Here is a 23,769-nt window from a genome sequence, read left to right as displayed (position 1 = left end):
CGCAGCCCCGCTTTTTTGAGCAGCCGACAGGCCCGCAGCCGCACAAGGAAAGCGCGATTCGTTCCGGCGCGGCCTAGCTGCGCGCGGCCTGCCAGGCGCGGGGATCGTCGAGGAACGATTCGACACCGTTCAGTGTGGCGTCGTCGAATGCGCCCTGCGCGCGGGCCTCGGCCAGCACATCCCACCACGTGCACAGGTGGTGCAGCGCCACGCCATGATCACCCAGCGTCTTCTCGGTTTCGGGGAAGATACCGTAGTAGAAGATCACCGCCGTATGCCCGCAGGTGGCTCCGGTGTCGCGGATCGCGTCGACGAAGCTCAGCTTGGAGCCGCCATCGGTGGTCAGGTCCTCGACCAGCAGAACGCGCTGGCCTTCGCTCATGTCGCCCTCGATCCGGGCGTTGCGGCCATAGCCCTTGGGCTTCTTGCGCACATAGGTCATCGGCAGGGCCATGCGTTCGGCCACCAGCGCGGCAAAGGGGATGCCCGCCGTCTCGCCGCCAGCGACATTGTCGAAAGCCTCGAACCCGGCGTTGCGCATCACGGTGACGGTCAGGAAATCCATCAGCGTCGCGCGAATGCGCGGGTAGGAGATCAGCTTGCGGCAGTCGATATAGGTGGGCGAGGGCAGGCCGCTGGCCAGCGTGAAGGGCTCGTCCGCGTTGAAATGCACCGCACCGATTTCCAGCAGCATGCGCGCGGTCAGGCGGGCGATTTCCTCGGCGGAGGGGTAGGAGGTGGGGATCATCGTTTCTGTCCTTTGCGGGCGGGGCACCAGAGATTTCATGCCTCCGGCGGGGATATTTCAGGCAAGAAGAAAGCGGTCAGTCGACCTGCCAGTACAGGGGAAAGCCGGGATCGAACAGGGTGACGGGGCCATCGCCGGTGACGATCTGTTCGGGGTAGGCCACCGGCCGGTCGGTCTTGGTCAGGGTGATCGTGTCCTCATTGGCGGGGAGGCCGTAAAACGCCGGTCCGTTGAGCGCGGCGAAGCCTTCCAGCCGGTCCAGCGCGTTTTCCTCTTCGAACACATGGGCGAGGATCGACATGGTGTTGGTGGCGGTGAAACAGCCCGCGCAGCCGCAGGCGCTTTGCTTGTTGGCGTCGGTATGCGGTGCGCTGTCGGTGCCGAGGAAGAAGCGCGCATCGCCTCCGGTGGCCGCGGCGCGCAGGGCAAGGCGGTGCTCTTCGCGCTTGGCGACGGGCAGGCAGTAGTAATGCGGCTTGATCCCGCCCACCAGGATATGGTTGCGGTTGATGATCAGGTGATGGGTGGTGAGGGTGCCGCCAAGGCCGCTGTCGGCGGATGTGATGTACTCCACCCCGTCGCGCGTGGTGACATGTTCCATGACCACTTTCAGCCCCGGCGTGGCGCGGCGCACCGGGTCGAGAACGCGGTCGATGAACACGGCCTCGCGGTCGAAGATGTCGATCTCGGGGTCGGTGACTTCGCCATGCACGCAGAGTGGGCAGCCCGCCTCGGCCATGGCTTCGAGCACCGGGCGGACCTTGTCGAAATCGCGCACGCCGCTGGCCGAATTGGTGGTGGCGCCCGCCGGGTAGAGCTTGACCGCGGTGATCAGCCCCTCGGCATGGGCGCGGGCCACGTCGGCGGAGTCTGTCTCTTCGGTGAGGTAGAGCGTCATCAGCGGCGTGAACGCCGTGCCCTCGGGGAGGGCGGCGATGATGCGGTCGCGATAGGCGCGGGCATCGTCCGCGGTGACGACGGGCGGCACGAGGTTGGGCATGATGATCGCGCGGGCGAAGTGGCGCGCGCTTTCGGGCAGAACGGCGCGCAGCATCGCGCCGTCGCGCAGATGCAGGTGCCAGTCGTCGGGGCGGCGGAGGGTCAGGCTTTGGCTCATGCCCTGCGCTTTACACAATCGTGCGGGACGGTGCCAGATGGAACAGGCGCAAAAACGCTGGCCCCGCCGGGGGGCGGGATCACTCCACGTCGCAGGGCGGCATCGCCAGGCCTTGCTCTTGGGCCACGGCATAGGCCGCGCGCGAGGCCCGCCGGAAGCGGGGGCCGGGTGTGCGGCGCAAGATGCATTGCGACCAGAGGGCCGTCAGGTAATGCCGTTCGTCCTGTTCGAGCCGCGCCAGAACCTGCTTGAGGTAGGGCACATGGGTGTGGCGCGCGCGGTAAAGCCGTGCCAGGGCCCGCCGGTCCAGCCGGTCGGCGCTGAACTGCGCCAGTATGCGCAGCAACACGCCCATGCCCATCAGGTCGCGCTCGAGCTGCTCGCCCAGAAACCGCATGCGGAATTTCATGACGTTGGGCCGGGTGAACAATGCGGCGTGCATGGCGTCGAGCCGGACCTCGGGATCGTAGATCACGACCGCACGTTCGGCCGCATCCAGCATGTCGGGGGCGTAACCGTAACGGTCGTCGAAGGCGGTGCGCCGCATGTGGGTGAAACGGTCGTCCCATTCGGTCACGCGCGGGTCCAGCGTGGCCTGCGGGTGCAGGGCCAGCACCCTGGCCCCCGGCGCGGCCACCGAAAACGCCGCCGCCGTATAGCCACAGGCCCCGGCGCCATAGAATATCACCTGGTCGAATTCGTCGAAAAACCCGTCATCGGCCAGCCGGTCGAAATAGCCGTAGACGTGGCGATCGCGAAACCAGCTGTCTTCGCGGGCCACTACCGACAGGTGCGACCAGCCAAGCGCCTTGACCAAGGTCCAGCCGATGGGGTGCGCGGCTGGTGACAGGCTGGCGAGCCCCTTGTGCGTTTCGAACGTGACAAGCAGGATGGGTTTGTCTTCGTAGAAGACGGCGGCATGATCGGGCCCCAGGTTCTCGACATGGCCGTCAGCCTCGACGATCTCGTCAGCAGCGCGCAGCCAGTCCGCCCAGCCCAGACCGGCCAGGGATGTGTCAAAGCTTCGCGGGCTGTCCTGCATACTGCTCGGTCCTCGTACCAAATGTCCGCCCATTTTTTCAACAGCCTGTGGGTCTGGCGGCTGGTCCGGTGAATAGAAACGAATCTGGGCAGAACTTTGAAGAATCCAAGGGCCTTTTCGGCCTTCCCGGCCGATTTGTCGAGCGGTTGCAACCGGCGCGGTGCTTGACGGGTCGTGGCTTGCCGTGCACTTGTCATGGGCAATCATGAGGGAGGCGGGAATGACAGGGATACCGGGCTCGATCGACGATGTGCAGGCGATGCTGGGCGATCAGGGATATGTCTGCGATCGTGCGCTCGGGACGGTGGTATTCCTGTCGCTGACGCTGGGGCGGCCCTTGTTTCTGGAGGGCGAGGCCGGTGTCGGCAAGACCGAAATCGCCAAGGCTTTGGCCGCCATGCTGGGCCGCCGCCTGATCCGGTTGCAATGCTACGAGGGGCTGGATGCCGCCAGCGCCGTTTACGAATGGAACTTCGCCGAGCAGATGATTGCCATCCGCACCGCCGAGGCGATGGGATTCGAGGGGGCGGGCGCGGATCGCGATGCGCTCAAGGACGAGCTGTTTACCGAGCAATACCTGATCGAACGCCCGCTGTTGCAGGCCATGCGCCCGCAACCGGGCGGCGCGCCGGTGCTGCTGATCGACGAACTGGACCGCACCGACGAGCCGTTCGAGGCCTTCCTGCTGGAGGCGCTGAGTGATTTTCAGGTGACCATCCCCGAACTGGGCACCATCCGCGCGCCCGAGCCGCCCATCGTGATCGTGACCTCGAACCGCACCCGCGAGGTGCATGACGCGCTCAAGCGGCGCTGTCTGTATCACTGGGTGGATTATCCCGGTTTCGACCGGGAAATCGAAATCCTGCACGCTCGCGCCCCCGAGGCCGCCGAGGCGCTTAGCCGTGAGGTGGTGGCCTTTGTTCAGCGCCTGCGCACCGAGGACCTGTTCAAGAAGCCGGGGGTGGCGGAAACCATCGACTGGGCCAAATGCCTGCTGGCGCTCGATGTGGTATCCCTCAGCCCCGAGGTGATTTCCGACACCCTTGGTGCGATCCTGAAATATCAGGACGATATCCAGAAATTGCAGGGCTCCGAGGCCAAACGGATACTGGACGAGGCGCGGGCGGGGCTGGAGCGGGCATGAGCCTTCTTTCCGGTCCATATCCTCTGCAATCGCATGCCTGAATATCCCGCGCTCGACCTGCCGGACAATCCCCGGCTGACCCACAACATCACCCATTTCGCGCGCGCCCTGCGCAAGGCGGGGCTGCCCATCGGGCCGGGCCGGGTGATCGACGCGATCCGTGCGGTGCAGGCGGCCGGATTCACCTCGAAAGACGATTTCTACTACACGCTGCGCGCCTGTTTCGTGAACCGCCCCGAACATCGCGCAGTATTCGGCCAGATCTTCCGCCTGTACTGGCGCGATCCGCGCTACATGGAACACATGATGTCGATGATGCTGCCCGCCATTCGTGGCGTGCAGGAGGAGCGGGCCGCCCAATCGGCGGAAAAACGCGCCGCCGAGGCGTTGCTGGACGGACATCAGCCCGAAATGCCCGCGCCAGAGGGCGAACAGGACAGTGACGACACCCAGATCGAGATCGACGCCTCGGCCACCATGTCGGCCGAAGAACGCCTGCGCACGCTGGATTTCGAACAGATGTCCACCGCCGAGATCGCGCAGGCCAAACGGATGCTGGCGCGGCTGCAATTGCCGGTGAAGCCGCTCAAATCCCGACGTGGCATGGCCAGCCTTCAGGGGCATCGTCTGGATGCGCGGCGCACCTTGCGCGCGGCCATGCGGCGGGGCGGTGAGCTGCGCCGCGTGCATCTGCAAAAGCCGCGCCCGCGCTGGCCCAATCTGGTGGTGCTGTGCGATATTTCCGGCTCGATGAGCCAGTACAGCCGCATGGTGCTGCATTTCCTGCATGCGGTGGCCAATGAAAAGGGGGCCGGGTGGGCCAGGGTGCACGCCTTTACCTTCGGGACGCGCCTGACCAACATCACCCGGCATCTTGCCACCCGCGACGTGGATGCCGCCCTGGCCGCCGCCGGGCAGGAGGCGCAGGACTGGGAGGGCGGAACGCGCATAGGTGAGTGCCTGCATGCCTTCAACCGGGACTGGTCGCGCCGGGTGATGGGGCAGGGGGCGGTGGTGCTGCTGATCACCGACGGGCTTGACCGGGGCGATGCACAGGCGCTGGACAAGGAAATGGAGCGTTTGCACCTCAGCGCGCGCCGTCTGATCTGGCTCAACCCGTTGCTGCGGTGGGAGGGGTTCGCGCCTCGCGCCACCGGCATTCGCGCCATGCTGCCCCATGTCGATGCTTTTCGTGCGGGCCATTCCATCGCCACGCTGGAAGAACTTGCCGAGGCGATCTCGCGCCCGGACGACATGGGCGACAAGGCCCGGCTGATGGCGATGCTGGACGGCTGAGCGCGGCGCGCCTAACCGCCCGCCGCCTGACGTGCGTAATCGTCCGCATCAAACCACCCGCGCGAGGATTTGACCTTCAGGTCGTCGTCGATCTCCCATTCCTCCCAGCCCCGGACAGTCAGCGGGTTGCCAGTGGCGGCATCGTGGCCGGTGAAGGTCCAGACGAAGATCACATGCGAGCCGGAACAGCGCAGATCATCACAGGTCAGCGTCAGGTCGGGCACATCCGCGCAGAACCCGGCCGCCATGTCCTGAACCCGCGCCCGTCCGGTCCACGGCTCGCCGTTGTTGATGATGATTTCGCCATCTTCGGCATAGAACGAGGCAACGGCCTCGGCGGATCTGGAATTCCAGGCTGCGGTATACCCCGCCGCCATTTCCGTCATGGCATCAGGATTTGTCATCGTTTTCCACCTTGTGTCACAGCGTCATTCTACATCATTTCACCCGTGTTCCGGGAAAACACGACCAGGCGGGTCATATGCGCGGGGATTGACATGAATCATTGCGCGCCTTCGCGAATTAATATATTCAATAACCAGAATGTAATTTCTGGAAGGAAAACCAATGGTCCTCAACTGGAAAGCCGGTGGGGTGGTTCTGGGGCTCGTGTTCTTTCTGGCGGTTCTGCTGGTGAAGCCGATTGGCGTCTCCACGCAGTTCGTCATTCTGGATGCGATCGTTACCGATGCCGTCTCGCCCGAATTTATCACTCAGACCGATGACGGCTATACCTCGACGAACGCCTATATGGCCAAATCGGGCGGCAAATACGCCGGAAACGCGGCCAATCCGCTGAACTACAGTTTCGTTTTCGTGCTGGCGATGGCGCTTGGCGCGTTCCTGTCGGCGATGGCGCGCGGTGGTGTGCCTGCGGAGGAACGCAAACTGCCCGCGATCTGGTACGCGAACTACGGCGACACTCCCGCGAAACGCTATGCCGTGGCGTTCCTTGGTGGGTTCATCGTGCTTTACGGTGCGCGTCTGGCGGGAGGGTGCACCTCGGGGCACATGATGTCGGGCATGATGCAGACCGCCGTGTCGGGCTATATCTTCGCCGCCGGGGCGTTTGCCGCCGCCGTGCCTGTCGCCATCATGATGTACAAGCGGGAGGGCTGAACCATGTCATCCATCATACTCGCAGTCGTGATCGGCGCCGCGTTCGGCGCCGTGCTGGACCGGATCGGGGCCACCAACCCCAACTGGATCGGCAAAATGCTGAACCTGACCAACCTGCACCTGATGAAAACCATCCTGCTGGCCATCGGCACCGCCTCGGTCCTGATGTTCGGCGGGCAGATGCTTGGCCTTGTCGATGTCGGCCACATGAGCGTGAAAACCGCCTATGTCGGCGTGTTCATCGGCGGGCTTCTTCTGGGCGCGGGCTGGGCCGCTGCGGGCTATTGTCCGGGCACCGGCGTCTGTGCCGCCGCATCGGGGCGCAAGGACGCGATGTTCTTCATCGCTGGCGGATTGCTGGGGGCGGCGGCCTATATGGTCACCTATCCTGCGTGGAAATCGGCTGGTTTGCTGGAGGGCGAAAAGCTGACCCTCGGCACCGTGCCGGGGTCGGGCTATGACGGCATCCTGCCGGTGTCGGGCGACATTCTGGGGATCGTGATGGGGCTGGCCTTCGTGGCCGTTGCCATTGCGCTGCCCGAACGCCTGCGTGGCGGTGGCGAGGCCGTGGCCCCCGCCGAATAAGCCCGCGAATATCATTCCGACCACTGGGCCGTCCCTGCTTCGCGGGGGCGGTCTTTTTTGTTTGTCGCGCGCCCGGTCGGGTCCCATATTGCCCGTGAGGGAGAATGCGAATGGACCGTTTTGACGACATCCCGGAAATCGCGCTGAACTGGCACCGCGCGGGCAAGGGCGCGGCGCTGGCCACGGTGGTGCAGACATGGGGCAGCGCCCCCCGGCGCGTGGGCAGCCAACTGGCGATTTCCGGAGAGGGCGAGATCGCGGGCTCGGTTTCGGGCGGGTGCGTCGAGGGGGCCGTGGTGGCCGAGGCGCTGGACTCCATCGAAGATGGCAAGCCGGTGATGCTGGAATACGGGGTCAGCGATGGCGATGCCTTTGCCGTGGGGCTGGCCTGTGGCGGCACGATCCGCGTTCTGGTGGAACCTGTTGGCCCGGTGATGCCCGTCGATCTGCTGGAAGAGCTGGTTGCGGCGCGCGCCGCGCGGGAGCCCGTCGCCTATGTGACCGGCCTCGAGGCCGCGCGACGGCTGGACCGCACCGGCCATAGCGAGCGCTTTCGCATGGATCGTTCGGGGTTCGAGGAGGATGGCGAAACCTTTGTCAATATTCACAACCCGCCGCTGCGCCTGATCATCGTCGGCGCGGTGCATATCGCGCAGGCGCTGGTGCCGATGGCGCGGATCGCGGGCTATGATCCGCTGTTGATCGACCCGCGCGCAAGTTTCGGCAGCGCCGAGCGGTTTCCCGGCGAAACCATCCTGCACGACTGGCCCGACGAGGGGGTGAAAGCCTTTGGGCTGGACAGCCGCACCGCGCTGGTGCTGCTGACGCATGATCCGAAACTGGATGACCCGGCGCTGGAACAGGCGCTGAATAGCGATGTGTTCTATATCGGCGCGCTCGGGTCCACCCGCACCCATGCCAAACGTGTCGAACGCTTGCGCGACAAGGGCTATGGCGATGATCGGATCGCCCTGATCCACGGACCCATCGGGCTGGATATCGGGGCGGCTGGCCCGGCGGAAATCGCCGTCAGCATTCTGGCGGAAATGACACGGGTTCTGAGGCAGGGCTCATGAAATTCGGCCCGGTTCCGGTGCAACAGGCGGCGGGCGCGATTCTGGCGCATTCCCTGAAACTGCCCGCCGGGCGGTTGCGCAAGGGGGTGATATTGACGGCCGGGCATCTGGCGCAACTGGAGGCCGCCGGGATTGCCGAAGTGACGGTTGCGCGGCTTGATCCGGGCGATATGCACGAAGATGCCGCCGCGCAGGCGCTGGCCAGCGCCATGCTGGACGGGGTGGGGGATATCCACCTGACGCAACCCTTTACGGGTCGGGTCAACCTGATCGCGGACCGGGCCGGGGTGGTGGTTCTGAATGCCGGGCGGATCAATGCGGCGAATGCCGTCGATTCGATGATCACGGTGGCCACCGTCGCGCCCTATCATCAGTTGCAGGCGGGCGGCATGGTGGCGACGATCAAGATCATTTCCTATGGCGTGCCGTCCGAGGCCGTGCACCGTGCCGCGCAACATGCTTCGGGCGCGATCCGGCTGGCGGTGCCGGTCCACGAGACGGCCAGCCTGATCCTGACCGAGATTCCCGGCGCGCCCGGCGACAAGGGGCTCGAGGCGGTGGAAAACCGCATCAGCGGCCTGGATATGACGCTGCTGGAAACCCTGCGCTGCCCGCATGACGAGACGGCGCTGGCCGATGCGATCGGGCAGGCGCGGGGCGATATCGTGCTGATCCTTACGGCGTCGGCCACGTCGGATGTGCATGACACGGCGCCGCAGGCGTTGCGCCTTGCGGGCGGGCGCGTGGAGCGCTTTGGCCTGCCCGTCGATCCGGGGAACCTGCTGTTTCTGGGGCAGATCGGGGACAGGCCCGTGATCGGTTTGCCGGGCAGCGCACGGTCGCCGGTGTTGCACGGGGCCGACTGGGTGCTGTCGCGCGTGGCCTGCGGCGTTCCGGTGGACAGCGCGGCGATGGCGGCGATGGGCGTGGGCGGGTTGCTCAAGGAAATTCCCACGCGACCGCAGCCACGTCATCCCCGTCCGGCAAAATGAAAAAACCGGGTTCTCAACTGACCGGACCCGTGCTTAACTCCCAACCAGCCAACAATGAAAAGCCAAATGGGAGGACTCTCAATGCCACAGGTCAACATGACCGTGAATGGCAAGCCCGCGTCCGGCGATGTCGAAGGCCGCACGCTGCTTGTCGAATTCCTGCGAGAAACGCTTGATCTGACCGGCACGCATGTGGGCTGCGATACCAGCCAGTGCGGTGCCTGCGTGGTGCATGTGAACGGCAAGGCGGTCAAATCCTGCACCATGTTCGCCGCCGAGGCCGACGGTGCCGAGGTGCTGACCATCGAAGGCGTGGCCGCGCCCGATGGCACGCTCGATCCGGTGCAGGAAGCGTTTCACCAGCATCACGGCCTGCAATGCGGTTTCTGCACGCCCGGCATGGTGATGTCGGCCAAGGCGTTGCTGGCCGAGAACCCGACGCCGACCGAGGCCGAGGTGCGCGATTACCTCGAAGGCAATATCTGCCGCTGCACCGGCTATCACAACATCGTCAAGGCGATCATGGCCGCATCCGGCCAGGACGTGAGCAAGATCGCTGCGGAATAAGCCGATCACGGCACAGGGCGCGCGATCCTGCGCGTCACCCAACGGGAGGAGAATTGCAATGCCCAAGGATGGAGGCATCGGCGCCAGCAGCAAGCGGCGCGAAGACGCCCGGTTCCTGACCGGAACTGGAAATTATACCGACGACATCAACCTGCATGGTCAGGCTTATGTGCATTTCCTGCGCTCGGACGTGGCACATGGAAAGATCAACGGCATCGACACCAGCGGCGCCGAAGCCATGCCGGGCGTGATCCGCATCTTCACCGGCAAGGATTTCGAAAGCGCGGGCAGCATTCCCTGCGGCTGGCAGGTCACCGACCGGTTTGGCGAGCCGATGAAAGAGCCGCGCCATCCCATTCTGGCCGAGGGCAAGGTGCGCCATGTGGGTGATCCCATTGCCGCCATCGTGGCCGAGACGCGCGAACAGGCGCGCGACGCCGCCGAGGCGATCGAGCTCGACATCGAAGACCTGCCCGCCGTGATCGACATGAAGGCCGCGCTCGAGGACGGGAGCACGAAAGTGCATGACGACCTCTCCGACAACCTGTGTTTCGACTGGGGGTTTGTCGAGGAGAACAAGCAGGCCGTCGATGACGCCATCAAATCGGCTGCGCATGTCACCACGCTGGAACTGATCAACAACCGGCTCGTGCCCAACGCGATGGAGCCGCGCGTGGCCGTGGGCGATTTCAATCGGGGAACCGGCGAACACACGCTTTACACCACATCCCAGAACCCGCATGTGATCCGCCTTCTGATGGGGGCTTTCGTGCTGAACATCCCCGAACACAAGCTGCGCGTCGTGGCGCCGGATGTGGGCGGTGGTTTCGGGTCGAAGATCTATCATTATGCCGAAGAGGCGTTCTGTACCTATGCCGCGCGCGAACTGAACCGCCCGGTGAAATGGACCTGCAGCCGTTCGGAGGCGTTCCTGAGCGATGCGCAGGCGCGCGATCATGTGACCAAGATCGAACTGGCGCTGGATGCGGACAACAATTTCACCGCCGTGCGCACCGAAACCTACGCGAACATGGGCGCGTATCTGTCCACCTTTGCGCCGTCCATTCCGACATGGCTGCATGGCACGCTGATGGCGGGCAATTACAAGACGCCGCTGATCTACGTGAACGTCAAGGCGGTGTTTACAAACACGGTGCCGGTCGATGCCTATCGCGGCGCGGGTCGTCCCGAGGCGACCTATCAGCTTGAGCGCGTCATCGACAAGGCGGCGCGCGAGTTGGGACTCGATCCCATTGCGCTGCGCCGGCAGAATTTCGTGACCGAGTTCCCCTATGCCACCCCGGTGGCGGTCGAATACGACTCGGGGGATTTCCACCGGCTGATGGACAAGCTCGAGTCGCGGGCCGATTTCGACGGTTTCGCCGCGCGCCGTGCGGCAAGCGAGAAGAACGGCAAGCTGCGCGGCCTTGGCATCAACTGCTTTATCGAGGCCTGCGGTATCGCGCCGTCGCATCTGGTGGGACAGTTGGGCGCGCGTGCGGGCCTTTACGAATCCGCCACCGTGCGGGTCAATGCCACCGGCGGCATCACCGTGATGACCGGCTCTCACAGTCATGGGCAGGGGCATGAAACCGTGTTCCCGCAGGTGGTGGCCGACATGATCGGGATCGACGAGAGCATGATCGAAATCGAACATGGCGACACCGCCAACACGCCGATGGGCATGGGCACATACGGGTCGCGTTCGATTGCCGTGGGTGGTTCGGCCATGGTGCGAGCCACCGAGAAGATCATCAACAAGGCCAAGAAGATCGCCGCGCATCTGATGGAGGCCTCGGAGGCCGATATCGAATTGAAGGACGGCCAGTTCAGCGTTGCGGGCACCGACAAGTCGGTGGCCTGGGGCGATGTGACCCTTGCCGCTTATGTGCCGCATAACTATCCGCTCGAAGAGATCGAGCCGGGGCTGGAAGAAACGGCGTTCTACGATCCCAACAACTTTACCTACCCGGCAGGGGCCTATGCCTGCGAGGTCGAGGTCGATCCCGACACCGGCAAGGTCACGATCGAACGGTTCACCACCGCCGACGATTTCGGCAATGTGATCAACCCGATGATCGTGGACGGGCAGGTACATGGCGGCCTGACGCAGGGGATCGGGCAGGCGTTGCTTGAAAACTGTTCCTATGATGCGGACGGGCAGCTTTTGTCGGCCAGCTATATGGATTACGCCATGCCGCGCGCCGATGATGTGCCGTTCTTCTCGGTGGATCATTCCAACGGCACGGCCTGCACCCATAACCCGCTTGGCGTCAAAGGCTGCGGGGAGGCGGGCGCCATCGGCTCCAGTCCCACGGTGGTCAATGCCGTTGTCGATGCGCTGCAATCGGGCGGTATCAAGCTGGATCACGTGGACATGCCGGTGACGCCGGGCCGTGTCTGGCAAGCCATCCAATCGGCCAAGTAAGGAGAAACCGACAATGTATGCATTCGATATCGAACGCCCGACCACGCTGGCCGATGCGGTGAAACTGCTGGCCGCGTCCGATGAAAACCAGGCGCTTGGCGGAGGGCAAACGCTGATTCCGACGCTGAAACAGCGCCTGGCCATGCCCGAGGTGCTGGTCAGCCTGACCGCCATCGACGAGATCAAGGGTATCTGCGAGGACGACGCGGGGCGGCTGTGCATCGGCGCGGCCACCACCCATGCCGAGGTGGCGGCGGGTGCGGGAAAATATCCGGCCCTTGCCGCACTGGCCGGGAACATCGGCGATCCGGCGGTGCGCAACCGGGGCACCATCGGCGGCAGCCTTGCCAATAACGACCCGTCGGCGTGCTATCCGGCGGCGGCGCTCGGCTCGGGGGCGATCATCGTGACCAACACGCGCGAAATCGCCGCTGACGACTACTTCGAGGGGATGTTCGCCACCGCGCTGGACGAGGGCGAGATCATTACCGAGATCAAATTCCCGGTGCCCGAGACCGCCGCCTATATGAAGTTCGAACAACCCGCATCGCGCTTTGCGCTGGTGGGCGCCTTTGTGGCGAAATACGCCGATGGGGTGCGCGTCGCCATCACCGGCGCGTCGGAAGAGGGCGTGTTCCGCTGGTCCGAGGCCGAGGCGGCGCTTGGCTCGAACTTCTCGCCCGAAGCCATCGAAGGGCTCAGCCTCTCGGGCGATGGCATGATCTCGGACTTGCATGGCTCGGGCGAGTACCGGGCGCATCTGGTGGGCGTCATGACCAAACGCGCCGTGGCCGCCGCAGGCTGACGCGCCGCGCCTGACAGACCGAAAGCCCCGCCTGTGACCACGGGCGGGGTTTTCTTTTGTTCATGTGTCGCAGGCACGGGTTTGCGAAGGGCTGTCCAGTCCTCTAGATCTGTGCTGGTGAATGCCATCCAGAGGGACCCCAGGCATGTATATTCCGCCGCATTTTCAGGAGATCGATCCGCAGGAGATCAAGGCAATCATGGAGGCTGCGCCTCTTGCCTGCATCGTGGCGCAAACGGAACAGGGCCTGATCGCCAATCACATCCCTCTGCTATCCGGGCCGGATTCGAATTTGATCGGTCATGTCGCTCTGGCCAACGAGATGCATCGGGTACTTGCCGACGGGCAGGAGGTTCTGGTGATCTTTCGCGGCGAGGATGGTTATGTCTCGCCGAATTATTATCCGACGAAACAGGACCGTCATCGGCATGTTCCGACATGGAATTATCAGGTGGTTCACGCATATGGCGGCATCACGTTTCAGCACGACGAACATGCCAAGCGTGCGGCTGTGGGGCTGTTGACGCGCACTCACGAGCGCAGGGTGAATGGCAGGAATGCCTGGCGCATGGCCGATGCTCCGGGCGAGTACATGCAGCAGATGCTGGGCGGAATCGTTGCGTTTCGTATCGAGGTCACCCGGTTGATTGCAAAATCGAAGCTGAGCCAGAACCGTGAGGACCGTGACTATATCGGTGCGATCTCGGGATTGAAGGCATCGGGCCAAGATGCACTGGCGCGACGCATGGAACGCCGCCTGAACGAGGACGACTGAGGCTTACTGTCGTGAGCCGGTGCCACGGGGGTGGCGCGGCGTTTCAATAGCCGCGCCAGATCCAGCCGCCGCCGAGGATGCGGCTGCTGCCGGTTTCGTAGAACACGCAGGCCTGACCGGGGCTGACGCCTTCTTCGGGAGTCAGCAGTTCGACCTCGGCCTCGGTGTCCGACAGGGGGCGGATGATCGCCTCGCGCGGGGGGCGGGTGGAGCGGACCTTGACCGAGACATGCCATTCGGGTTGTGCTGTAAAGGGCGTATCTCCCAGCCAGTTGATCTCGCGCACCGGCACGATCCGGGTTGAAAGCATATCCTTGGGGCCGACGACGACGCGCTTGTTGTCCACATCCAGCCTGACCACATAAAGCGGCTCGCTCAGCCCGCCGATGCCAAGGCCGCGGCGCTGGCCGATGGTATAATGGATGACCCCGTCATGCGTGCCCAGAACGCGACCGTCGGCATGCACGATTTCGCCGGGTTCCGCCGCGCCGGGACGCAGTTTTTCGATCACGCTGGCATAGTTGCCGTCGGGCACGAAACAGATGTCCTGACTGTCGGGCTTGTCGGCCACTTGCAGGCCGTACCGCGCGGCCAGTTCACGGGTGGCATCCTTGGAGGGCAGGTGGCCGAGCGGGAAGCGCAGGTAATCGAGCTGTTCCGGTGTGGTCGAGAACAGGAAATAGCTTTGGTCGCGATTGGCGTCCGCTGCGCTGTGCAGTTCGGGGCCATGCGCGCCCATCTTGCGCTGAATGTAGTGGCCGGTGGCCATGCAATCGGCGTCGAGGTCTTTGGCGGTTTCCAGCAGATCCTTGAACTTCACGCGCTCGTTGCAGCGGATGCAGGGCACGGGGGTGGCCCCGCCAAGGTAGCTGTCGGCGAATTCGTCGATCACCGCGTCGCGGAAGATGTTCTCGTAATCCAGCACGTAATGGGGAAAGCCCATGTCCTCGGCCACGCGGCGGGCGTCGTGGATGTCGATGCCCGCGCAGCAGGCGCCTTTCTTGGCCAGCGCCGCGCCGTGATCGTAAAGCTGGAGCGTCACGCCGACCACGTCATAGCCTTCCTCGGCCAGTTGCGCGGCCACGACCGAACTGTCCACGCCGCCGGACATGGCGACGACGACGCGCGTCTCGGCGGGGGGCTTGGCGAAGCCAAGGGAATTGAGGGTCGTGTCGAGGGGCATGTGCGGGTCTCCTTGATCGTGCGGAATATAGGAAAATCCTAAACACTCTCAAGGGCGGGTTTCACCGGTCGTTAAGCGTGGGCGCGCAGGATTTGTGCGGTGAACGACAAAAGGGTGAGTGTGATGTTCTTGAAACGGGTCGAGGGACTGCGGGCGGTGACATTGCCCGATGGCAGCGTCATGAGCCGGGCCGATCTGCCGACCGGCGATACCCGGCGCTGGACGGCGGCGCGCAAGCGTGCAGTGGTGCGCGGGGTGCTGCACGGGCTGATAACACAGGCCGAGGCGCAAAAGCGATACGGGCTGAGCGAGGAGGAGTTTCACGAGTGGCTCGAGGCGCTGAGCCTGCATGGTGCGGAGGGCCGGAAAGCCACGGTGCGGCACAAGGGCGCTGGACAACCATAAGGAGAAGTCTCTATTTGTTCCATCCGGGTAACTTGTGGTTAACCAATTTCGGCCAAGGTCGCTCGGACAGTTGTGAATACTTAGCGGAGTGATTTTTATGCGTGTGCTTCTGGTGGAAGACGATCCTACGACCTCGAAAAGTATCGAGATGATGCTGACCCATGCGAACCTGAACGTCTACACGACCGACCTGGGTGAGGAAGGGATCGATCTGGCCAAACTTTACGATTACGATCTGATCCTGCTGGATCTGGGGCTGCCGGACATGAACGGGCATGAGGTGTTGCGCCAGTTGCGTCTGGCCCGGATCGAAACGCCGATCCTGATCCTGTCCGGCGCGGACGATACCGAGAGCAAGATCAAGGGGTTCGGCTTCGGGGCCGACGATTACCTGACCAAGCCCTTCCATCGCGAAGAACTGGTGGCGCGTATCCATGCGATCATCCGCCGTTCGAAAGGACATTCGCAATCGGTGATCCGGACGGGCAGGGTCAACGTGAATCTCGACGCCAAGACCGTCGATGTAGATGGCCAGCCGGTGCACCTGACCGGCAAGGAATACCAGATGCTGGAATTGCTGAGCCTGCGCAAGGGCACGACCCTGACCAAGGAAATGTTTCTCAACCACCTCTATGGCGGCATGGACGAGCCGGAACTCAAGATCATCGACGTGTTCATCTGCAAGCTGCGCAAGAAGCTGAGTGAGGCGACGGGTGGTCACAACCATATCGAAACCGTCTGGGGCCGGGGGTATGTGCTGCGCGATCCGGAACCCGAACAGATGGACGGCGAACGGCTGGCCATCGGCGCCTGAGCCCACCGCTCGACAAGGTTCAGGCAAGTTGCCACCACTCACGGTCTGGACCTCGGGCCTTGCGCGCCCTATCACTTTGACCCGATGGAACGGGGCCGGACCGGCTCCGAGGGCAAGGGCGGAGAGCTGCGATGACGGCAGAGCGCAAGGGCGAAGCAGCGGCAGGTGCGGACATGGCGCAGGTGGCTGTTGAGCAACTGAGCGAGGCGCAGGCCAAAGCCGAACTGGCGCGGCTGGCCGATGTTCTGGCGCAGGCCGACCGGGCCTATCACGCCGATGATGCGCCGATCATGGCGGATGCCGAATATGATGCGCTGGTGCGCCGCAACAGTGCCATCGAGGCCCGCTTTCCCGACCTGAAACGCGCCGACAGCCCCAGCGACCGGGTGGGATTCGGCCCCGCCGAGAGTTTTGGGAAAGTCACACATGCCGTGCGGATGCTAAGCCTTGGCAATGCGTTCGAAGAGGACGAGATTACCGAGTTCGATGCCCGTATCCGGCGCTATCTGGGAATGGAGCGCGATGCGCCGCTCAATTTTACCAGCGAGCCCAAGATCGACGGGCTGAGCCTGTCGCTGCGATACGAGCGTGGCAAGCTGGTACAGGCCGCAACACGCGGCGATGGTGCCGTGGGCGAAAACGTGACGGCCAACGCGCGCACCATCGACGATATTCCGCTGGCGCTGACGGAGGCGCCCGAGGTGCTGGAAGTGCGCGGCGAGGTTTACATGGCGCATGCGGACTTCGAGGCGCTGAACGCGCGGCAGGCGGAAAAATCCGACAAGACATTCGCCAACCCGCGCAATGCCGCCGCGGGCAGCCTGCGCCAGCTGGATCCGAAAATCACCGCCCGCCGCCCGCTGAAGTTTTTTGCCTATGCCTGGGGAGAGCATTCCGAGCCGCTGGCGGCAACCCAGATGCAGGCGATCGAGCGGCTGGCCGGGTTTGGGTTTCAGACCAACCCGCTGACCGCGCTGTGCGATGGCCCGGACGAAATGCTGGCACAGTATCGTCGTATCGAACAGCAGCGCGCCGAACTGGGCTATGACATCGACGGGGTGGTTTACAAGGTCAACGACCTGGGGCTGCAACACCGGCTGGGCTATCGCAGCACCACGCCGCGATGGGCGGTTGCGCACAAGTTTCCCGCCGAACTGGCCTGGACCCGGCTGGAGGGGATCGACATTCAGGTGGGCCGCACCGGCGCGCTGAGCCCGGTGGCGCGGCTGCATCCTGTCACGGTCGGCGGCGTCGTGGTCAGCAACGCGACCCTGCACAATGAGGATTATATTGCCGGGCGCGATGCCAGGGGAAACGAAATTCGGGGCGGCAAGGATATTCGCGTAGGTGACTGGGTGCAGATTTACCGTGCAGGCGATGTCATCCCCAAGGTGGCCGATGTGGACCTGTCGAGGCGTCCCGAGGACGCGATGCCTTATGCGTTCCCTCACTCCTGTCCCGAATGCGGCAGCGAGGCCATCCGCGAAGAGGGCGATGCGGTGCGCCGCTGTACCGGGGGGCTGATCTGCCCGGCACAGGCGGTGGAGAAATTGAAGCATTTCGTCAGCCGCGCGGCCTTTGATATCGAGGGGCTGGGCGCGAAACAGGTCGAAATGTTCTATCATGACGCGACGCTGCCGATCCGCACGCCTGCCGACATATTCACGCTCGAAAAGCGCGATGCGCAGAACCTTGCCAAATTGAAGAACCGCGATGGCTGGGGCGAAACCTCGGCGCGCAACCTATTCGCGGCCATTGACGAGAAACGCACCATTCCGCTGGCGCGGCTGATCTTTGGCCTTGGTATCCGTCATGTGGGTGAGGTGGCCGCCCGCGATCTGGCGCTGCATTACCGGGACTGGGACGCGATGGCGCGCGCCCTGGACGAGGCGCGCCCCGCCGCTTTGGCCCATCGCGCGGCGGACGAGGCGGAAGAGGCCGAGCGGATCGCCGCCGCCGAAGAGGGCCGGCGCGCACAGATCAAGGACACCCGCGCCGCCGCTGTTGCGCGATGCGACGTGCCGCAACAGGCGAGCGCCGCCTGGGAGGACCTGATCGGGATCGACGGGGTCGGCGCGATCCTTGGCTTGTCGTTGAGCGATGCCTTCGCCAATGCCGAGGAACGCGCGGCGTTTGATGCATTGCGCGCCCATCTGACGATCGTGCCGCCCGATGCACCGGCGTCGGAAAGCCCGGTGGCGGGCAAGACGGTGGTGTTTACCGGAACGCTGGAAAAGATGACACGGGCCGAGGCCAAGGCACGGGCGGAATCCCTGGGCGCCAAGGTCTCGGGGAGTGTGAGCGCCAAGACCGATCTGCTCGTCGCTGGCCCCGGCGCGGGCAGCAAGGCGAAAAAGGCCGCCGATCTGGGCGTCGAAACAATCGACGAGGATGATTGGCTGCGCCTGATCGGGGACGCATGAGCGGGCGGCCCGAACCCCTGTTTCCGCTGTTCGCGGCGCTCGACACGCTGGAGGGTGTGGGCCCCAAGACGGTGCAGAACCTGGCCGCTCTGGATATCGAAAAGCCGCGCGATATGCTGTTCACCCTGCCGTATTCCGGGATCGACCGGCGCAAGCGCGACACGGTGCAAGGGGCCGAATTGCCGGGTGTCGTGACGGTCGAGGTGACAGTGGGCCAGCATCGCGCCCCCTCGCGGCGCGGCGGAGCCTATCGCGTGACGGTCGAGGATGCGGCGACGGCGTTTCAACTGGTGTTTTTCCATGCCCGTGACGAATACCTGCGGCGGATACTGCCCACGGGCGCGCGGCGTGTGGTGTCGGGCAAGGTGGAACTGTTCGACGGGATGGCGCAGATGGTGCATCCTGATCATATCCTCGAGCCGCAGGAGGCTGGGGAAATTCCTGATTTCGAGCCCGTTTATCCGTTGACTGCCGGGGTCACCCAAAAGGTGATGCGCAAGGCGGCGCAGTCGGCGGTGACGCGCGCCCCTGATCTGGCCGAGTGGATCGACCCCGCGCAAAAGGCGCAAACCGGCTGGCCCGATTGGGCCGAGGCGGTGAGACGCGCGCATAACCCACTGGATATGGGCGATCTGGCGGCTGCCGATCCGGCGCGCGAGCGGTTGGCTTATGACGAATTCATGGCGCATCAGTTGACGCTGGCGCTGGCGCGCTCGCGACTGCGGCGCGCCAAGGGGCGCGCGACGGTGGGCACGGGCGCGTTGCAGGCGCAGGTGCTGGAGGCGTTGCCCTACGAACTGACCGGAGCGCAGAAACGCGCCATTGCCGAGATCGCGGGGGACATGGCGCAAGAGACCCGCATGAATCGCCTTTTGCAGGGCGATGTGGGGGCGGGCAAGACGCTGGTCGCGCTCAAGGCGCTGCTGATCGCGGTCGAGGCCGGCGGGCAGGGGGTGATGATGGCCCCCACCGAAATTCTGGCGCGGCAGCATTTGCAGGGGTTACGCCCCTTGGCTGAGGCGGCGGGCGTGGTCATCGAAATCCTGACCGGGCGCGACAAGGGGGCCGAGCGCCGCGCCAAGCTGGAGGCGCTGAAGCGCGGGGATATACATATTCTGGTGGGCACCCATGCGGTGTTTCAGAAGGACGTGGAATTCGCCGATCTGCGGCTGGCCATTGTAGACGAGCAGCACCGTTTCGGTGTGCGCCAGCGGCTGGAACTGGGCAAGAAGGGCGCGCAGGCCGATGTTCTGGTGATGACGGCCACGCCGATCCCGCGCTCGCTGTCCCTGGCGCAATATGGCGACATGGATGTGAGCGTGCTGGATGAAAAACCGCCGGGGCGCAAGCCGATCAAGACGGCGCTGGTCAATATGGGCCGCATCGACGAGGTGGTGGATCACCTGCGCGGTGCGATTGCCGAGGGGCGGCAGGCCTATTGGGTGTGTCCGCTGGTCGAGGAAAGTGAGGCGGTAGACCTGAGCAGCGCGGTGGATCGGTTCACGCGTCTGCGTGCGGCGCTTGGCGAGGGCGTGGTGGGGCTGGTGCATGGCCAGATGCCGCCCGAGGAAAAGGACGCGGCGATGGCGGCGTTCCAGCGCGGCGATACATCGGTTCTGGTGTCGACCACGGTGATCGAGGTGGGGGTGGACGTGCCCAATGCCTCGATCATGGTGATCGAACGGGCCGAGCATTTCGGGCTGGCGCAGTTGCATCAGCTCCGGGGGCGTGTCGGGCGGGGCGAGGCGGCCTCGACCTGTTTGCTGATGTATCAGGCTCCGCTGAGCGAGGGTGGCGAGCGGCGGCTGACCACGATGCGCGATACCGAGGACGGGTTCCGCATTGCCGAGGTCGATCTGGAAATGCGCGGCGCGGGCGATCTGATCGGGACGGCGCAATCGGGCCTGCCGAAATTCCGGGTGGCGGATATGGAGGCGCAATCGGCGCTGATGGCGGTGGCGCAGTCGGATGCGCGCAAGCTGCTGACCGACGATCCGGGGCTGGAGGGCGAACGCGGCCGTGCGGCACGGGTGCTGCTGTGGCTGATGGAACAGGATCAGGCGATCAGGCTGATTTCTGTCGGGTAGGGGTGTTCCAAAAACTTTACGGTAAATTCAGTGGCTTAGTGATTGTATTCCGCTAAAGTTCGCGAATGTTCTCATAAAGTTCTTTACAGGGTGTTAAGAAAATGAGAACAAAGAGGCAACAACGCCAAACGGAAAGGAGCCACCCATGCTTCGCCAGATCAAAACCACCGCTGAACGCTCGTCGGAGACCCTGTTGGGAGACTTCATCGGCGCTGCTGCGCTGATGGTCACGCTGGTGGCGGGGCTTTACCTGCCCGGGCTTGTCTGAGTTTCTGCCTGCGACGTTCCGCGTCCGTCATGCCCGATACATCGCCTGTCCCCAAGCGTGCCGATGTGTCTGACTGACTGTCCCAAGTCCCGTCCGGGGGCGATCTGCCTCTTCTGCCCCGGAAAGTGACGGACGACCCACGGAACCCGCTTTTCCTTCCGCCGCCGCCCGACCGGGTGAGCGGCGGTTTTTTTGTTTGGAGCAGTGGATATCGAGTCCCGAAATCGCCGCGGCCCTGCCATTTTGAAGTCTTAGTCGAATGGTTTTACCGCAACACATGGTATGCGGTATGGGGCATTCGAAATGTTCAGGTGGCACAATCTGGTTCTGATCGTCGTCATCGCGTTGGTCATGCTGGGGATTGATTACCATCAGCAGGCGCAAAAATCCGGAACCCGCATGGTCGAACTCGGCTTCGCCGGGTATGTCGAGACAATCAAGGGGAGCATCGGGACGCATTCCGCAAACGTGCCGCTGGCCGAACAGGCCACGACCGCACCGGTGAAAGACACCCGCAACAATACCAGACCCGATAAACGCGCCAATCAGGACACCACGCCGACCCAAAGCAAAGCTGTGCCGACACGCTTCAAGGCCGGTGGATCGGGGGTCGCGGCCTGTGCGACCAAAGGGGGCATCAAACATTGCCGTATAGGCGACGGATAAAGAGGTTCGGCAAGTGATTGCGGTTCTGGTTCGCGGGATTGATTGACGCCGTCAGGCGCAAGAATGGGCCGCCCTGGCCTGTTCCATCGCCTCGACCGTCGCTTCCAGCGTCAGCATGATCGAGGCATGGCGGTTCTTGTAGTCCTGCGCCGGGCGCAGCACTTCGAGCCCGTCGAACGGTGCGGGCGGGGGGGGGGCGTCATGCTTGAGCATCTCTTTCAGCGCATCGCGCGCCGCGATCACCTGATCGTAGGTGCAGCCGATGATGTGCCTGCCCACGATGCTGGCGGCGGCCTGCCCGAGGGCGCACGCCTTTACCTCGGCGGCGTAGTCGGTGATCGCCTCGCCGTCGGTACGGATATCCACGGTGACGGTCGAGCCGCAAAGCGGCGCGCGGCGTTTGACCGATGCGTCGGGCGCATCCAGCCGCCCGTGATGCGGGATATCGGCGGCCAGTTCGAGAATCCGTGCCGAGTAGAGCTTGATCAGGTCGGTTTCGCCGCTCATGACTTTCCCTTTCGTGTCTGACCCAATAGATAGAGGCCCTGACACCAGATGCAAAAGGTTTTCAAGCATGTCTTTCGATCCCGCCACGCTGAAATTCGATGATCGCGGCCTGATTCCGGCAATCGCGCAAGATGCGCAGTCGGGGGAGGTTCTGATGATGGCGTGGATGAATGCCGAATCCGTGGCGCGCACGCTGGAGACCGGGCGTGTGACCTATTGGAGCCGGTCGCGGCAGGCGTTCTGGATCAAGGGCGAGACCTCGGGGCATGTGCAGGAGCTGGTCGATTTCCGGGTTGATTGCGACCGCGATTGCCTGTTGGTGCGGATCAACCAGACCGGCCCCGCCTGCCACACCAACCGGCGCAGTTGTTTCTATACCGCCGTGCGCGATGGTGAAGAAGTCGAGCTGATGGCCCCGATGGAGGGCTGAGCCTATCGGCTGAGATAGCGTTCCAGAACGATGGGCGGGATATGCCCGCGCAACATCATGTCGGGCAGCACATAGGACGGGGCCATGTCCAGCTCCAATGCGCGGGCCAGATCGGCCTGTTCGGTGATGTCGATCAATGTGACGCGCAGGTCGTGGGTTTTGGCCAAAATGCGCAGATCGGCCTGTGCCCGGTCACATTCCGGGCAGTCGGGGGCCGTAAACAGCGCAATGGTCAGCGCTGCATCGGGCGGGCCAAAGCCGGGTAAATGCGCGCCGTAAAGCGCCTCTTCGCGCTCGGATAACCGGGTCAGGTCATCGGCGACGGCATCCTTGTAAGGGTCGATCTGCGGTGCGGGCGCATCGGGCAGCAATTGTGGAACGCTGAGCAGGACCTCGCGCAGTTCGTTGTGCAGAATGGCGCGTTCTGTCGGGGTGAGATCGGTGAAATCCGTCTCGGCCCCGGCGGGGGCGACCATCAGTGCACCGAGGCCCGCCGCAATCGGCAGGCCCCATGTCATGCGATTTAGCAAGCCCATCAGCTGTCCTTGCGGACCTCGGCGGCGATTTGTTGCATCACGTCCAGCGGAACGTAACCGCGCAACATCTGTTCATCCATGACGAAGGTGGGTGTGCCGGTGATGTTCATGCGCTGGCCAAGCGCGTGGTTGGCGGCGATGACCCCGGCGACCTCGTCACTGTCCATATGGGCCATGATCGCATCCGTGTCGATGCCGAAACCTTCGGCCACGCGGCGCAGCGCGGGTTCGGAGATGTCGCCGTTGAAGGTCATCAGCGCATCGTGCACCTGCTTGTAGGCCTCATCCCCTGCCGTTTGCAGCGTGGCAATCGCGAATTGCGCGGCCAGCAGGGATTGTTCGCCGAGTATCGGGAACTCCTTGACGACCACGCGTATGTTGCCATCGGTTTCCACAAGGCTTTCGACTTCGGGGAAGGCGCGTTTGCAATAGCCGCAGCGGTAATCGAGAAACTCCACAAGCGTGATGTCGCCATCGGGATTGCCGCCGACCCACGAGGAGGCGTCGTTGAACAGCGCCTCGGAATTGTTCTTTACCAGGGCGATGTCGTCTTGCGCCTGTTGTTCCTGCTGGCGTTGCTCCAGCACGGCGACCGCTTCCATGATCACCTGCGGGTTTTCCATCAGGTAATTGCGGATTTCCGCATGGAAGGCCTCGCGCTCGGCGTCGGTCATCGAGGTCAGGTCCAGCGCCTGTGCGGGCATGGCCAGGGTGGCGCCAAGGGCCAGCGCGGCAAGGGGGGCGAATTTCATTCAG

Annotated in this window: 25 protein-coding genes and 1 pseudogene; 18 read left to right on the top strand and 8 right to left on the bottom strand. The window is 64.0% G+C overall.

The window, feature by feature from the left end; translation table 11 throughout:
• Nucleotides 1–73: 73 nt before the first annotated feature.
• From KPG71_RS07965 to KPG71_RS07955, 3 genes are all read right to left on the bottom strand, one after another.
• The gene (locus KPG71_RS07965; RefSeq protein ID WP_216337559.1) at nt 74–748 is read right to left on the bottom strand and encodes an orotate phosphoribosyltransferase; all 675 of its coding nucleotides are present in this window, start codon (nt 746–748) and stop codon (nt 74–76) included.
• 76 nt (nt 749–824) lie between these two features.
• Nucleotides 825–1,865, bottom strand: coding sequence for a dihydroorotase (gene pyrC / locus KPG71_RS07960; RefSeq protein WP_216337558.1), 1,041 nt, complete (start codon nt 1,863–1,865; stop codon nt 825–827).
• Between the two features lie 79 nt (nt 1,866–1,944).
• On the bottom strand, nt 1,945–2,907 hold the full coding sequence (locus KPG71_RS07955; protein ID WP_216337557.1) for a phosphoadenosine phosphosulfate reductase: 963 nt from the start codon (nt 2,905–2,907) through the stop codon (nt 1,945–1,947).
• Nucleotides 2,908–3,127: 220 nt separating this feature from the next.
• On the opposite strand from KPG71_RS07955, the gene KPG71_RS07950 reads away from it, so the two are divergent.
• The gene (locus tag KPG71_RS07950) at nt 3,128–4,051 is read left to right on the top strand and encodes a MoxR family ATPase (RefSeq protein WP_216337556.1); all 924 of its coding nucleotides are present in this window, start codon (nt 3,128–3,130) and stop codon (nt 4,049–4,051) included.
• Nucleotides 4,052–4,084: 33 nt separating this feature from the next.
• The gene (locus KPG71_RS07945) at nt 4,085–5,347 is read left to right on the top strand and encodes a VWA domain-containing protein (protein WP_216337555.1); all 1,263 of its coding nucleotides are present in this window, start codon (nt 4,085–4,087) and stop codon (nt 5,345–5,347) included.
• An 11-nt stretch (nt 5,348–5,358) separates the two neighbouring features.
• Here the strand turns inward: KPG71_RS07945 and KPG71_RS07940 are convergent, their stop codons facing one another.
• The gene (locus KPG71_RS07940; protein ID WP_216337554.1) at nt 5,359–5,751 is read right to left on the bottom strand and encodes a nuclear transport factor 2 family protein; all 393 of its coding nucleotides are present in this window, start codon (nt 5,749–5,751) and stop codon (nt 5,359–5,361) included.
• 163 nt (nt 5,752–5,914) lie between these two features.
• Between KPG71_RS07940 and KPG71_RS07935 the strand changes: the two genes are divergently transcribed.
• From KPG71_RS07935 to KPG71_RS07900, 8 genes are all read left to right on the top strand, one after another.
• Nucleotides 5,915–6,466, top strand: coding sequence for a YeeE/YedE thiosulfate transporter family protein (locus KPG71_RS07935; protein ID WP_216337553.1), 552 nt, complete (start codon nt 5,915–5,917; stop codon nt 6,464–6,466).
• Nucleotides 6,467–6,469: 3 nt separating this feature from the next.
• Nucleotides 6,470–7,051, top strand: coding sequence for a YeeE/YedE thiosulfate transporter family protein (locus KPG71_RS07930; protein ID WP_216337552.1), 582 nt, complete (start codon nt 6,470–6,472; stop codon nt 7,049–7,051).
• A 110-nt stretch (nt 7,052–7,161) separates the two neighbouring features.
• Entirely contained in the window at nt 7,162–8,127 is a 966-nt protein-coding gene (locus KPG71_RS07925) for an XdhC family protein (protein WP_216337551.1), read from the top strand.
• Nucleotides 8,124–9,119, top strand: coding sequence for a molybdopterin-binding protein (locus KPG71_RS07920; protein ID WP_216337550.1), 996 nt, complete (start codon nt 8,124–8,126; stop codon nt 9,117–9,119). The genes KPG71_RS07925 and KPG71_RS07920 overlap by 4 nt, the downstream gene beginning before the upstream one ends.
• A gap of 81 nt (nt 9,120–9,200) precedes the next feature.
• Nucleotides 9,201–9,686, top strand: coding sequence for a (2Fe-2S)-binding protein (locus KPG71_RS07915; RefSeq protein WP_216337549.1), 486 nt, complete (start codon nt 9,201–9,203; stop codon nt 9,684–9,686).
• Nucleotides 9,687–9,744: 58 nt separating this feature from the next.
• Nucleotides 9,745–12,114 carry a xanthine dehydrogenase family protein molybdopterin-binding subunit gene (locus KPG71_RS07910; RefSeq protein ID WP_216337548.1) on the top strand — a complete coding sequence of 790 codons (2,370 nt, stop codon included), beginning with the start codon at nt 9,745–9,747 and terminating at the stop codon, nt 12,112–12,114.
• 13 nt (nt 12,115–12,127) lie between these two features.
• Entirely contained in the window at nt 12,128–12,919 is a 792-nt protein-coding gene (locus KPG71_RS07905) for a xanthine dehydrogenase family protein subunit M (protein WP_216337547.1), read from the top strand.
• A gap of 145 nt (nt 12,920–13,064) precedes the next feature.
• Entirely contained in the window at nt 13,065–13,694 is a 630-nt protein-coding gene (locus tag KPG71_RS07900) for an FMN-binding negative transcriptional regulator (RefSeq protein ID WP_216337546.1), read from the top strand.
• 43 nt (nt 13,695–13,737) lie between these two features.
• Here the strand turns inward: KPG71_RS07900 and mnmA are convergent, their stop codons facing one another.
• On the bottom strand, nt 13,738–14,877 hold the full coding sequence (gene mnmA / locus KPG71_RS07895) for a tRNA 2-thiouridine(34) synthase MnmA (protein WP_216337545.1): 1,140 nt from the start codon (nt 14,875–14,877) through the stop codon (nt 13,738–13,740).
• 123 nt (nt 14,878–15,000) lie between these two features.
• On the opposite strand from mnmA, the gene KPG71_RS07890 reads away from it, so the two are divergent.
• From KPG71_RS07890 to KPG71_RS19830, 7 genes are all read left to right on the top strand, one after another.
• Nucleotides 15,001–15,282, top strand: a complete 282-nt coding sequence (locus KPG71_RS07890; RefSeq protein WP_216337544.1) for a DUF1153 domain-containing protein — start codon at nt 15,001–15,003, stop codon at nt 15,280–15,282.
• A 97-nt stretch (nt 15,283–15,379) separates the two neighbouring features.
• The gene (gene ctrA, locus KPG71_RS07885) at nt 15,380–16,096 is read left to right on the top strand and encodes a response regulator transcription factor CtrA (RefSeq protein WP_216337543.1); all 717 of its coding nucleotides are present in this window, start codon (nt 15,380–15,382) and stop codon (nt 16,094–16,096) included.
• A gap of 173 nt (nt 16,097–16,269) precedes the next feature.
• Entirely contained in the window at nt 16,270–18,519 is a 2,250-nt protein-coding gene (gene ligA / locus KPG71_RS07880; RefSeq protein ID WP_216337618.1) for an NAD-dependent DNA ligase LigA, read from the top strand.
• Entirely contained in the window at nt 18,516–20,606 is a 2,091-nt protein-coding gene (recG, locus tag KPG71_RS07875) for an ATP-dependent DNA helicase RecG (protein WP_216337542.1), read from the top strand. The genes ligA and recG overlap by 4 nt, the downstream gene beginning before the upstream one ends.
• Before the next feature lie 145 nt (nt 20,607–20,751).
• Entirely contained in the window at nt 20,752–20,874 is a 123-nt protein-coding gene (locus KPG71_RS19750) for a hypothetical protein (RefSeq protein WP_268238414.1), read from the top strand.
• Between the two features lie 303 nt (nt 20,875–21,177).
• A complete protein-coding gene (locus KPG71_RS07870) occupies nt 21,178–21,540 on the top strand; it encodes a hypothetical protein (protein ID WP_216337541.1) in 363 nt (120 codons plus the stop codon).
• 73 nt (nt 21,541–21,613) lie between these two features.
• Nucleotides 21,614–21,682: a hypothetical protein gene (locus tag KPG71_RS19830; RefSeq protein WP_367397331.1), complete on the top strand. Its 69-nt coding sequence runs from the start codon at nt 21,614–21,616 to the stop codon at nt 21,680–21,682.
• 47 nt (nt 21,683–21,729) lie between these two features.
• On the opposite strand, the pseudogene KPG71_RS07865 reads toward KPG71_RS19830, so the two are convergent.
• A pseudogene (locus KPG71_RS07865) lies at nt 21,730–22,047 on the bottom strand (iron-sulfur cluster assembly scaffold protein); the annotation flags it as partial.
• Between the two features lie 67 nt (nt 22,048–22,114).
• On the opposite strand from KPG71_RS07865, the gene hisI reads away from it, so the two are divergent.
• Nucleotides 22,115–22,477, top strand: coding sequence for a phosphoribosyl-AMP cyclohydrolase (gene hisI / locus KPG71_RS07860; protein ID WP_216337539.1), 363 nt, complete (start codon nt 22,115–22,117; stop codon nt 22,475–22,477).
• Between the two features lie 2 nt (nt 22,478–22,479).
• Here hisI and KPG71_RS07855 read toward each other — a convergent pair whose 3' ends face one another.
• Together KPG71_RS07855 and KPG71_RS07850 are read right to left on the bottom strand one after the other, a co-directional pair.
• Nucleotides 22,480–23,013 (bottom strand): glutaredoxin family protein, encoded by a 534-nt coding sequence (locus KPG71_RS07855; protein WP_216337538.1) that lies wholly within the window; start codon nt 23,011–23,013, stop codon nt 22,480–22,482.
• Nucleotides 23,013–23,765: a DsbA family protein gene (locus KPG71_RS07850; RefSeq protein ID WP_216337537.1), complete on the bottom strand. Its 753-nt coding sequence runs from the start codon at nt 23,763–23,765 to the stop codon at nt 23,013–23,015. The genes KPG71_RS07855 and KPG71_RS07850 overlap by 1 nt, the downstream gene beginning before the upstream one ends.
• Nucleotides 23,766–23,769: the final 4 nt, after the last annotated feature.

Origin of the sequence: Roseovarius sp. PS-C2 (assembly GCF_018862045.1) — a bacterium.
GTDB lineage: Bacteria > Pseudomonadota > Alphaproteobacteria > Rhodobacterales > Rhodobacteraceae > Roseovarius.
Note: the sequence above shows the minus strand (reverse complement) of the source record. Positions and strands in the feature narration are given on the sequence as shown.